10 protein-coding genes and 2 pseudogenes are annotated in these 11,305 nt (G+C 70.1%); 4 read left to right on the top strand and 8 right to left on the bottom strand.

Features of this window, described 5'->3' with window-relative positions; translation table 11 throughout:
- From BGN97_RS02795 to BGN97_RS02810, 4 genes are all read right to left on the bottom strand, one after another.
- The coding region (locus BGN97_RS02795; RefSeq protein ID WP_292697839.1) for a translation initiation factor IF-2 N-terminal domain-containing protein at nucleotides 1–714 on the bottom strand (714 nt) is incomplete at its 3' end.
- Between the two features lie 94 nt (nucleotides 715–808).
- Complete coding sequence (locus BGN97_RS02800; RefSeq protein WP_292697840.1) at nucleotides 809–1,081, bottom strand: YlxR family protein; 273 nt, start codon at nucleotides 1,079–1,081, stop codon at nucleotides 809–811.
- A gap of 69 nt (nucleotides 1,082–1,150) precedes the next feature.
- Nucleotides 1,151–2,140, bottom strand: coding sequence for a transcription termination factor NusA (gene nusA / locus BGN97_RS02805; RefSeq protein WP_292697842.1), 990 nt, complete (start codon nucleotides 2,138–2,140; stop codon nucleotides 1,151–1,153).
- A 323-nt stretch (nucleotides 2,141–2,463) separates the two neighbouring features.
- Complete coding sequence (locus BGN97_RS02810; protein WP_292697844.1) at nucleotides 2,464–2,619, bottom strand: hypothetical protein; 156 nt, start codon at nucleotides 2,617–2,619, stop codon at nucleotides 2,464–2,466.
- 69 nt (nucleotides 2,620–2,688) lie between these two features.
- Here BGN97_RS02810 and BGN97_RS02820 point away from each other — a divergent pair.
- Nucleotides 2,689–4,007: pseudogene (locus tag BGN97_RS02820) on the top strand (NAD(P)/FAD-dependent oxidoreductase).
- An 80-nt stretch (nucleotides 4,008–4,087) separates the two neighbouring features.
- On the top strand, nucleotides 4,088–4,435 hold the full coding sequence (locus BGN97_RS02825) for a hypothetical protein (RefSeq protein WP_292697848.1): 348 nt from the start codon (nucleotides 4,088–4,090) through the stop codon (nucleotides 4,433–4,435).
- 30 nt (nucleotides 4,436–4,465) lie between these two features.
- Here BGN97_RS02825 and BGN97_RS02830 read toward each other — a convergent pair whose 3' ends face one another.
- From BGN97_RS02830 to BGN97_RS02845, 4 genes are read right to left on the bottom strand one after another with little or no spacing between them, the layout of a single operon-like run.
- On the bottom strand, nucleotides 4,466–5,500 hold the full coding sequence (locus BGN97_RS02830; protein ID WP_292697850.1) for a TIGR00730 family Rossman fold protein: 1,035 nt from the start codon (nucleotides 5,498–5,500) through the stop codon (nucleotides 4,466–4,468).
- Nucleotides 5,501–5,504: 4 nt separating this feature from the next.
- Nucleotides 5,505–6,788 carry a nucleotide disphospho-sugar-binding domain-containing protein gene (locus tag BGN97_RS02835; RefSeq protein ID WP_292697852.1) on the bottom strand — a complete coding sequence of 428 codons (1,284 nt, stop codon included), beginning with the start codon at nucleotides 6,786–6,788 and terminating at the stop codon, nucleotides 5,505–5,507.
- Between the two features lie 60 nt (nucleotides 6,789–6,848).
- Nucleotides 6,849–8,603 carry a proline--tRNA ligase gene (locus BGN97_RS02840; RefSeq protein ID WP_292697854.1) on the bottom strand — a complete coding sequence of 585 codons (1,755 nt, stop codon included), beginning with the start codon at nucleotides 8,601–8,603 and terminating at the stop codon, nucleotides 6,849–6,851.
- 58 nt (nucleotides 8,604–8,661) lie between these two features.
- Nucleotides 8,662–9,432 carry an isocitrate lyase/phosphoenolpyruvate mutase family protein gene (locus tag BGN97_RS02845; protein WP_292697856.1) on the bottom strand — a complete coding sequence of 257 codons (771 nt, stop codon included), beginning with the start codon at nucleotides 9,430–9,432 and terminating at the stop codon, nucleotides 8,662–8,664.
- A gap of 105 nt (nucleotides 9,433–9,537) precedes the next feature.
- On the opposite strand from BGN97_RS02845, the gene BGN97_RS02850 reads away from it, so the two are divergent.
- Together BGN97_RS02850 and BGN97_RS02855 are read left to right on the top strand one after the other, a co-directional pair.
- Nucleotides 9,538–10,959 (top strand): RNB domain-containing ribonuclease, encoded by a 1,422-nt coding sequence (locus BGN97_RS02850; protein WP_292697857.1) that lies wholly within the window; start codon nucleotides 9,538–9,540, stop codon nucleotides 10,957–10,959.
- Nucleotides 10,956–11,305, top strand: a pseudogene (locus BGN97_RS02855) (aminoglycoside phosphotransferase family protein); the annotation flags it as partial. The gene BGN97_RS02850 and the pseudogene BGN97_RS02855, both read left to right, overlap by 4 nt.

Genomic DNA, 11,305 nt, shown 5'->3' on the forward strand with positions numbered 1-11,305 from the left:
CTGGAAACCAGCGCCGCCGGCACCGCCGGGACGACCGGGACCGCCCGTGCGCTGCTGGAACGGAGCACCGGGACGACCGCCCTGACCGCCGCGAGCGCCGCCACCGGGACGACCGGGTCGCGGGGCGCCGATGCGCGGGGAGCCGGGACGCGGCGCCTGGGGACGCGGGATGTTACCCGGCGTCGGGCGCTGGCCCATGCCCTGCGCGGAGGCGAACGGGTTGTTTCCCGGACGCGGACCCGCCGGGCGCTGGCCCATGCCCTGCGCGGACGAGAACGGGTTGTTGCCGGGGCGGGGAGCGCCCGGCTTGGGTGCGCTGCCGCCCGGCTTCGGCGCGTTGCCGCCCGGCTTGGGGGCGTCCGCAGCGGTTGCGGGCGCCTCCGTCTTCGGAGCCGCGGGTGCGGCTTCGGGGGCGGGTGCCTCGGCCTTGGCGGCCGGCTTGGGACCGGGCTTGGGTCCGGGGACCGGAGCACCGGGCTTGGGCGCGCCGGATGCCGTTGCCTTCGCCGCCGCAGGCTTCGCCTCGGGCTTGTCCGCGGCCTTGGCCGACGGGTCCGCCTCGATGGCAGCGCGGAGCTTGCGAGCCACAGGGGGCTCGATGGTGGAAGAGGGACTCTTCACGAACTCGCCGAGCTCCTTGAGCTTCGCGAGAGCGAACTTGCTGTCGACGCCGAGTTCAGCGGCGATCTCGTGCACGCGTGGTTTACCAGCCACAATTCTCCTGTCAGGGTCGGTCCGCCCTGGCAGGGCAGACCACTAGTCGCGGACGGGTCTCATTTCGAGCCGTTCACTTTGTTTCCATAGCCGTTCAGCCTTTGTTTCGGTGGAAGTACCGTTCGGTGGTCTGCGCATCCGCCGCTTCGGGGAAACCGATGGACGGAGAGATGCGAAGTGCTCGTGCGAAGGCCCGGCGCCGCAGCGCGGCATCCAGGCACTCGCGTGACGGATGCAGCCACGCGCCCCTCCCCGGCAGCACGGCTCGCTCGTCGAAGACGAGCTCGTCATTGTGCAGGGCCACCCTGATCAGGGCGGTTCGAGAGGCACGACCGCGGCAGCCTACACACGTTCGTACAGCTTCCATCTTACACCTCGCGACGCGGATCGAAGCCCGGCGCCCGGCGTGTGCGCAGAGTGCGTCGCTCCCCCGCGGTCACTCCTCGGCCATCACGCTGTCGGGCTGGATGTCGATCTTGGCGCCGGTCAGCTTGGCCGCGAGCCGGGCGTTCTGGCCCTCCTTGCCGATCGCGAGCGACAGCTGGTAGTCCGGCACGAGTGCACGCACGGCCTTGGTGCCGGCGTCCAGGACGAACGCCGAGGTGACCTTGGCCGGCGAGAGCGCATTGGCGACGAAGGTCGCCAGATCGGGGTGGTGGTCGACGATGTCGATCTTCTCGCCGGACAGCTCCTCGGTGACGGCCCGCACGCGGCGGCCCATCTCGCCGATGCACGATCCCTTGGCGTTGACCGAGGGGTCGTTGGCCTTGACGGCGATCTTGGTGCGGTGCCCCGCCTCGCGGGCGAGCGAGACGATCTCGACCAGACCGGCCGCGATCTCCGGGACCTCGAGGGCGAACAGCTTGCGGACCAGCCCGGGGTGGGTGCGCGACACGGTGATCTGCGGACCCTTCGTCCCCTTGGCGACGCTGGTCACGTACACCCGGAGGCGGGTGCCGTGGGCGTACTCCTCACCGGGGACCTGCTCCTCGGGCGGCAGGATCGCCTCGACGGAGCCGAGATCGACGTGGATCATCCGCGGGTTGGGCCCCTGCTGAATGATGCCGGCGACGATGTCGCCCTCCTTGCCGCGGAACTCCCCGAGAACGGCGTCGTCGGCGATGTCGCGCAGGCGCTGGCCGATGACCTGCTTGGCGGCGTAGGCGGCGATGCGGCCGAAGTCCTCGGGAGTCGCCTCCTCCTCGCCGATGACCGCGCCCTCCTCGTCGGTGACGGGCTGCAGCACGGCGACGTGGCCGGTGGTGCGGTTCAGTTCGACGCGCACGCCCTCGGGCACAGCGCCGTCGGCGGAGACGTGCTTGCCGTAGGCGGTGAGGATGGCCTGCTCGATGATCGAGACGAGCTCGTCGAAGGGGATCGCCTTCTCCTTCTCGATTCCGCGCAGCAGTCCGAGTTCGATGTCCATCAGCGGTCTCCTCTATTCAGCTCTCTCCGCGGACAGACGCTCCGCGGGCATCAGAAAAGAATACCCGAACCTCGGGCACTCAGATGAGCGCGTCGATGCCGAGCCAGAGGAGCAGCACGACGCACCCGAGCAGCACGAGCTCCACGACGATGAACAGCGCCAGCCACGACCCGATGCGGGAGCGGATGCGTCAAGAGGTGGTTGACGGCGGGATCGTAGAGGACCTCCACCGTGTCGCCGACCCGCGGGAGCCGCCAGAAGCCGCTCGGCCCTGACGTCAGTGCCGGTGCCGCGCGCCAACGGGTCGCGGCACCGGCATCCGCTCAGGCCCGGTGCACCTGCACGACGGCGGGGCGCGGCGCCGTCGCGATGTCACCCGACGCGGTCGAGCCGTAGTCCGGGAACAGCGAGCGCGGCTGGTCGAATGCGCACGGCGGCGAGCGCCGGCCCTGCCGGGTCGGCGGGTCCGGACACTTCATACTGAGGGCATGGAGCGATTCGACACGGTCGTCGTCGGTGCGGGCATGGCAGGCGTCACGTGCGCCAGGATGCTGGCCGACGCGGGCAGGCGCGTCGTGGTGCTGGAGGCGCGGGAGCGCGTCGGCGGGCGGATGCACACGGACCGCGCCGCCGGTTTCCCGTCGATCTCGGCGCCTCCTGGATCCACGGCATCGAGCACTCGCCGCTCTGGAAGCTGGTGCAGGCGCTCGGCATCCCGACGCGGGAGTTCACCGTGGGGAGCTTCCAGGCGGGCGGGCGGCCGATCGAGCACTTCGACGGCACCGGACGGCCGATGGATGCTGCGGCGTCCGAACGATGGATCTGCGACGTGGAGGCGGTGGACGCCGCGCTCGCGGAGCAGATCGCCGCCTCCGATCCCGGGGACAGCTACCTGGACGTGACCGAACGCGCGCTGGACGCCTCAGGGCTGGATGCCGAGCGGATCGACGAGATCCGCGAGTTCTTCCGGCATCGTGTCGAGGAGCAGTGCGGCGCCTGGATCGGCGACCTCGACGCGCACGGCCTCGACGAGGACGGCATCGACGGTGATGAGGTGATCTTCCCGCGCGGCTATGACGAGATCCCGCACCGCATCTCGGTGGGGCTCGATGTGCGACTGTCGCATGCCGTCAGGACGATCCGGCGCACGGATGACGGATGCCTCGCCCGCACGGACGACGGCGACTTCAGCGCGCAGCAGGTCGTCGTCACCGTGCCGCTCGGCGTGCTGAAGGCCGCCACGATCGCGTTCGACCCGCCGCTGCCCGAGGCCGCCACGGGACCGATCGCCCGGCTCGGCATGGGGGTGTTCAACAAGATCTTCGTGCAGTTCCCCGAGCGCTTCTGGCGTGCGGACACGTACGTCGTCCGCGCGCTCGGCGAGGCAGGCGAGCGCTGGCACTCCTGGTATGACGTGTCGTCGATCAGCGGCATCCCGACCCTGCTCACCTTCGCGGCGGGTCCGCTGGGCCGGCACCTCCAGACCCGTCCGGATGCGGAGGTCGTCGCGGACTCCGTCGGCGCACTCCGTGCCCTGTACGGGGACGCAGTGGGTGAGCCGATCGACTCGTGGGTCACGCGGTGGGGCGACGACCCGTTCGCCGCGGGCTCCTACTCGCATCTGCCGGTCGGGGCATCGCATCACGATCACGACGCCCTGGCAGGGCCGTTCGAAGGCGGTCTGCACTTCGCGGGCGAGGCGACCTGGGGCGCGGAGCCCGCGACCGTCGGAGCCGCGTACCGTTCGGGGCATCGGGCTGCGGAGCGGATCCTCGGGCACGCCGTCGACCTCGCGGAGTTCGCGAAGCATGTGGCGGAGAGCACTGCCGATCACCCTCCCGGAGATGATTCTCCGTATCAGCACTGATGCGCGAGCCGTGACACGCACCTAGCCTTCTGTCGGAACAGGGGTCGCATCGGTGCGCCCCGTCGTTGGAAGGCGGAATCATGAAGCGAATGGCACTGGGGGCCACCGTCGCGCTGGTGTTCGTGCTGATCGGGGCGGGCACGGCGTACGCGGGAGAGGTGACGTGCAACGGCAAGGATGCGCAGGGCGCGAATCATGCCTCCTCCGAATGCGCGTTCTCCGGACAGGACACCTGGGACCAGGTGGAGAACAACCCTGCGGGGTTCGACGATGACGCGCTCGCGATGCGCGGCAGTCAGAAGCACGGCTACCACGGGGTGCGGAACTTCGGCACGTTCATGCGCAACCCCGATGTCAAGGCCTCGATGGGCGGCTTCAACCCCGGCGATGCCTGCCGTGGCAACATGACCGAGTCCCCGGAGCCCTGACCCGATCTCGAGCACCGCTCGCCGTCGGCCTCAGCGTGCGGAGGGGAGCTCGTTGATCGCGCGGATCAGCGCGAATAGCGAACCCACCGAGCGCTGGGCGAGGTTCAGCACGATGCGGGGCAGTTCGACGGCATCCCCGTCGGCGAGTTCCACGTCGAGCGGGTCGGTGCGCTCGATGCGCCCTTCCGCGCACATGCCGCCGAAGCGCTCGTTGAGGCTGTCGATGTCGGCATCCGTCGGTTCGTGAACCAGGCGCAGGACCAGCCTGTCCCCCACCCAGCGCAGCGAGTCGTAGTTGCGCCAGAAGCCGGTGATGTTCGCCACGGCCTCGCTGACGGAATCGGTGATGAGCACGCGGTCGAGGTCGTCCCGTGAGATCACTCCTGCCGGGACGAGATGCTCGTCGACGAAGGTCTTCAGGCCGGTCCAGAACGAACCGCCCTGTGCGTCGAGCAGCACGATCGGCATCGGCTCGGCCTTGCCGGTCTGCTGCAGGGTCAGCAGCTCGAACATCTCGTCCATCGTCCCGAATCCCCCGGGCAGGCAGATGAACCCGCGGGACTCCTTCATGAGCATGAGCTTGCGGGTGAAGAAGTACTTCATCGAGACGACCTGCGCGTCCTGGGCGACGATCGTGTTCATCCGCTCCTCGAACGGCAGCCGGATGGAGACACCCAACGACATCCTCGCGCCGGCTCCCTCGGCGGCGGCCTGCATGATGCCGGGGCCGGCGCCCGTGACGACCATCCATCCGTCGCTCGCGAGCGCGGCGGCCACATCGCGAGCCTGGATGTAGAGCGGGTCGTCCTGCGCGGTGCGCGCCGATCCGAACACCGTGACCTTGGGCACCTGGTGGAAGGGCTGGAAGAGCCGGAAGGCATCGTGCATCTCGCTCAGCGCGGCCGACGCGATCTTCAGGTCCAGCCGGTCCGTGTGCTCGACCCCGAGCTTCAGCGCGGTCTGCAGCATCCGCGCGATCAGCCCCCGGTCGGCGTGGATCCCCGCACGGTCGAGAAGCGTCGTCAGTTCGTGTCGCAGGTCGTCGTTCAGCGTGGCATCCGTCATGCCCTCAGCCTGTCACAGGCGCATCCCAGGCGGAGTGCTCGAGCAGGTCGGCGACGCGCGCCGCGCCGCCCAGGCCCCTCAGCCCCTTGCCGACCGCATCGGCGGCGTCGTGGAACGAGCTCTCCGCCAGGACGCGATCCACGGCCGCCGCGATGGCGGATGCCTTCGGACGCCCGGTGCGCAGATTCACGCCGGCGCCGCTCCACGCTACGCGCGCCGCGACCTCGGGCTTGTCCAGGTCGCCTCCGGCGACCACCAGCGGGATGCCACGGGCGAGCAGCGCGAGCGTCCCGCCCCACCCACCATTGGTGACTGCGAGATCCACCCGTGGGAGCAGGTCGGCGAAGGGCACGAACCCCGCCACCCGCGTGTTCGCCGGCACGGGAAACGGGAACGCGTCCTGGCCGGGGACGCCCGTGGTGGCGACGACGAGCACGTCGCGGTCGCGCAGCGCTTCCAGCGCGGGCCGGGCGAGGTCATCAGGATCGATGTTCTGCGTGCCCTGCGTGACCAGCACGACCGTGCGGCCGTCCAGATCACCCCACCAGTCAGGGAGCGCGGCCGTCGCAGGCACCCGCGAACGCAGTTCGCCCACGAACCGCACGTGGCTCGGACGATCGCGGCGGCCGTAGTCGAGCTCGGGTGAGCCGCTCGCGGCGACCGAGGTCTTCGAGAACACCAGACGATCCAGCACCCGCCCGCTGGGCGGCATCCCGACCTCACGCTCGGCCTCGTCCAGCGCCCTCACGAGCGAGCGGGACAGGACGGGCGCCAGCCCGCGCAGCGCGGCATCCCTCATCCGGCCGATCGTTCCGGTTCCGGGTGTGATGCCCATCCCGCTGGGCGGTCCCCCGGGCCCGAGGAGGTTGAGCGGCAGGATGCCGACGGTGGTCCACGGCATCCGCCTGCTCTCGCTGAACAGCGCGGCCCCGACCGATGTCTCGTCCGCGGCGAGGGCGTCCCACGGCTCGCGCTCCCACTCTGCGGACAGGTCCTGCACCTGCGCCGGCGCGGTGCGGATGAAGCAGTCCACCATGTTGATCAGCATCTGCGCGAACCCCTTCCGCCCGACCAGCCGGGGAAAGGTCGCCGGCATGTCGTTCTCGTCGAAGTCCGGCGCGTGCTCCCACGGCACGAGACGCGCACCGGCCCGCTCCACGCGAGCACGATGCCGACTCCCGGTGTAGAAGCGCACGTCATGGCCGCGCTGCACGAGTTCGGCTGCGACGGCGGTCAGCGGTGTGACGTGCCCCGTGAACGGCATCGCCGTGAGGAGGAATCGGGCCATGGCCCGATCATCCTCCTCACGGCAGAGTCAGAAAACCGTGTTCGCACGGATGCTGTCGGATCAGCGCGTGAGTCGTGCGACGGCATCCGCCGCCGAGATCGCCTCGCGCTCGCCGGTCGCGCGGTCCCACAGCTCGACCTGCCCGTCGGCCGCGCCACGGCCGACGATCACGATCTTCGGCACGCCGACCAGCTCGGCGTCACCGAACTTCACACCGGGCGACACCTTCACCCGGTCGTCGTAGAGCACGTCCAGGCGAGCGGCCTCGAGCTGGTTCGCGATGTCCTCCGCCACGTCGAAGGCGACCTGGTCACGCCCTGCCGCGACGACCTGCACGTCGAACGGGGCGACGGATGCCGGCCAGATCAGGCCCTTGTCGTCGTTGTTCAGCTCGGCGATGATCGCGAGGATTCGGGTCACGCCGATGCCGTAGGAGCCCATCGTCACCGTCACGAGCTTGCCGTTCTGGTCGAGCACCTTCAGCCCCAGGGTCTCGGCGAAGAAGCGACCGAGCTGGAAGACGTGTCCGATCTCCATACCGCGGGCGAGTTCGACCGGACCGGAGCCGTCGGGAGCGGGGTCGCCCTCGCGGACGTTCGCGATCTCGACGATGCCGTCGGCGAAGAAGTCGCGACCCGCGACCACCGAGTGCGCGTGCTTCTCGTCGATGTTCGCACCGGTGATCCACACTGTGCCCTCGCTCACGCGCGGGTCGACCAGGTAGCGGATGCCGGTGGCGGACTCCTCGCCAAGCACCGCGCCCGTCTCGGACCAGGGGCCGATGTAGCCACGGACGAGCAGGGGGTTCTTCTCGAAGTCCTCGGGCGTCGCGGTCTCGACCTCCGCCGGCGCGAACGCGACCTCCGCACGCTTCTCGTCGACCTCACGGTCGCCGGGGATGCCGACCACGACGAGCTCGCGGGTGCCGTCGAGGTGGGTCAGCGCGAGCACCACGTTCTTGAGCGTGTCCGCCGCGGTGTACTCGCCCTCCAGCGTCTTGTTGGCATGCGCCACGAGCGTCTCGATCGTCGGCGTCGCGGGCGAATCGAAGATCGTCGCAGCGGGCACGGCGGAGAAGTCGACAGGCTCGGGGACCGCGGTCGTGAACGCCTCGACGTTGGCCGCGTAGCCGCCGGCGGAGCGCACGAAGGTGTCCTCGCCGACCGGCGTCGGGTGCAGGAACTCCTCGCTGCGGGCACCGCCCATCAGTCCGTTGTCGGCGTTCACGATCACGTACTCGAGACCGAGGCGCTGGAAGATCCGCTCATAGGCGTCACGCTGCTTCTGGTAGCTGGCGTCCAGCCCCTCGTCGGAGGCGTCGAAGGAGTAGGCGTCCTTCATGGTGAACTCGCGACCGCGCAGCAGGCCGGCGCGCGGACGCGCCTCGTCACGGTACTTGTCCTGGATCTGGTAGATCGTCAGCGGCAGGTCCTTGTACGAGGAGTACAGGTCCTTGACCAGCAGGGTGAACATCTCCTCGTGCGTCGGCGCGAGCAGGTAGTCGGCACCCTTGCGGTCCTGCAGACGGAAGATGCCGTCGCCGTAGGACTCCCAGCGTCCGGACTGCTCGTAGGGGTCGCGCGGCAGCAGCGCGGGGAAGTGGACCTCCTGCGCCCCGGCGTTGCCCATCTCCTCGCGGACGATCTGCTCGATGCGCGACTTGACCTTCAGCCCGAGCGGCAGCCACGTGAACACTCCTGGCGCCGCGCGGCGGATGTAGCCGGCGCGAACGAGCAGCTTGTGGCTGGTGACCTCTGCGTCTGCAGGGTCTTCGCGGAGCGTGCGGAGGAAGAAGTTCGATAGACGTGTGACCACGGGTCGATTGTATCGACCGCGTGGACGCCCATCCGCCGCGCGTCGGTTCGGTGCCGCGTCAGTTCAGCGCGCGGGTGCCCGCCGGGATCGCACCGTTCGCGTAGAGGTCGGCTGCCGTGTCCTGCAGCGCGGTCAGCGCGACACGCTGCGGCAAGGGCCCGTACGAGATGCGGGCGACGCCGAGAGCCTCGTACTCGGCGGCGGTGAGTGCGCCGGGGAGTCCGATCACGCTGACCCTGCCCGCGCCGATCCCGTCGACGAGGAAGCGGGTGGCGTCGGCGTCCAGGATGCCGGGCACGAAGACGGCGGTCGCACCGGCGTCGAGATAGGCGCGGCCGCGCTCAACGGCATCCGCCAGCTTGTCCGAGAGCGGCTTGTCACCGCCGCGCACGATCGCGTCGGTGCGGGCGTTGAGAGCGAAGGAGATGCCCTCGGCCTCACCGGCCCGGACGATGGCCTCGACCTGTGCGACGGACTCGGCGAAGGGCTTCAGCCGATCCTCGACGTTCGCGCCGACGATGCCGACGCCGATCGCGAGGCGGGTGGTCTCCCCCGCGTCGCCGTAGCCGTCGTCCAGGTCTGCCGAGACCGGCAGATCGACGGATGCTGCGATGCGACCGACCATGTCGAGCATGAGCTCCCGGGGGATCTGCCCGTCCGAGTAGCCGAAGCTCGCGGCGATGGAGTGCCCCGCCGTGGCCAGTGCGCGCGTCTCGGGGAGCGCGGCGATCGCCTTCGCCGAGACGACGTCCCAGATGTTGACGACGCGGAGGATCTCGGGGGCGAGGTAGAGGTCGGTGAGAGTGCGGGCCTTGTCAGCAGTGCTCATGGCTCCACGCTAGTCCCGGTCGCGGACACCGGCGCGCGAATGCCCCAGGATGACGCGCGGCCGAGGCGCTCCGGCTCGGCAAGCGCCCGCGAATAGGCTGACGACATGCCTCAGCGTCGATCACATGTCGCCCCGTCCGCCTCGCAGAGCGAGCTGGCTGCTGCCCTCGCCGCCCTGCGTGCGGGCATCGAGTCGCCCGTCGAGTTCTCGCCCGAGGCTCTGGCGGAGGCGGAGTCGACGACACCGGAGGTGCCGGACCTCGACCTGCGCGAGGTGCCGTTCGTGACGCTCGACCCGGCGGGCTCGAAGGATCTCGATCAGGCCATGCACCTGTCCCGCGCGGGTTCGGGATATCAGGTGCGTTACGCGATCGCCGATGTCCCCGGCTTCGTCAGGGCCGGTGGCGCTCTGGACGCCGAGGCGCGCCAGCGTGGCCAGACCCTGTATCTGGCCGACGGGAACATCCCCCTGCACCCGAAGGTGCTCTCGGAGGGAAGGGCCTCACTGCTGGCCGACCAGGAGCGGCCCGCGCTGGTATGGACCTTCGTGCTGGACTCCGCGGGGGCCGTGACCGACTTCCGCCTGGAGCGCGCATTGGTGCGGTCGCGCGCTCAGCTCGACTACGTGGCGGCGCAGGAGCTGCTGGACGCGGGGCAGGAAGGCCCGCTGTCGTTGCTGGGCGAGATCGGCGGACTGCGGCAGCAGCAGGAGCAGCAGCGCGGCGGCGCGAGCCTGAACCTTCCCGACGAGGAGGTCGTCCAGAAGCCCGACGGCAGCTACGACATCGAGCGCCGGAGTCCGCTGCCCATCGAGGACTGGAACGCCCAGTTGTCACTCATGACCGGGATGGCCGCAGCAGAGCTGATGATCGGCGCGAAGGTGGGCGTGCTGCGAACGATGCCGCAGCCGGACGATCAGGCGTTCTCGCGATTCCGCCGGCAGACCGAGGCACTCGGACGGCCGTGGAAGGACGGCAGGTACGGGGACTACCTGCGAGGTCTGGACAAGAACGATCCGATGACGCTGCCCGTGCTCGAGGCCGCCGCATCGCTGTTCCGCGGAGCCGGCTACGTCACGTTCGACGGCACCGTGCCGGCCGGGGATCTCGAGCAGGCCGCGATCGGCGCGCCGTACGCGCATGCCACCGCTCCCCTGCGGCGGCTGGTCGATCGCTGGTCGCTGGCGATCTGCGAGGCGGTGTCGCAGGGCCGGCCCGCACCGGAGTGGGCGCGGGAGTCGCTCCCCCAGCTCCCGGACCTCATGCAGCAGTCCGCGCAGCGGGCGTCGACGCTCAACGCCGAGACCATCGACCGCGTGGAGGCCGCCCTGCTGCATCCGCTGGTCGGGAAGAGCATCGAGGCTACCGTCATCGAGCTGCGCGGCGAGTCGCGCGCAGCTGTGCAGATCGCAGAACCGGCTGTGACGGCATCCGCGCCCGTGCGTGCGGGGACCGCTCCCGGCGACACGGTGACGCTGAAGCTGACGAGTGTGGACGTCGCCAAGGGCGAAGTCCAGTTCGCCGCGTGAGCCCGCTGCCCGGTCTCGACGCCGCGCAGCGGGCGTGGGTGGGCGAGCGGATGCCGGATGCCGAGCTCGTGCGCGACATGTCCTGGGGTCTCGTCGAGACCACGGTGCTGCACGTGCGGGCGGGCGGCGAGGACGTCGTGGTGAAGGCCGCCGGACCGTCGGACACGCATCTGCCTCGCGAGATCTCCGCCCACACGGGGTACACCGAGCCGCTGATCTCGACCGGCCACGCCGCCCGGCTGAGGGACGCGTCCGCGGCCGACCGCGTGATCCTGCTCGACTACCTTCCCGGCGAGCTGGTGCTGGGCGCGGATGCCGAGTGGCAACCCGACACCTACGCACAGGC

Source organism: Microbacterium sp. 69-10, assembly GCF_001897945.1.
Taxonomy (GTDB): domain Bacteria; phylum Actinomycetota; class Actinomycetes; order Actinomycetales; family Microbacteriaceae; genus Microbacterium.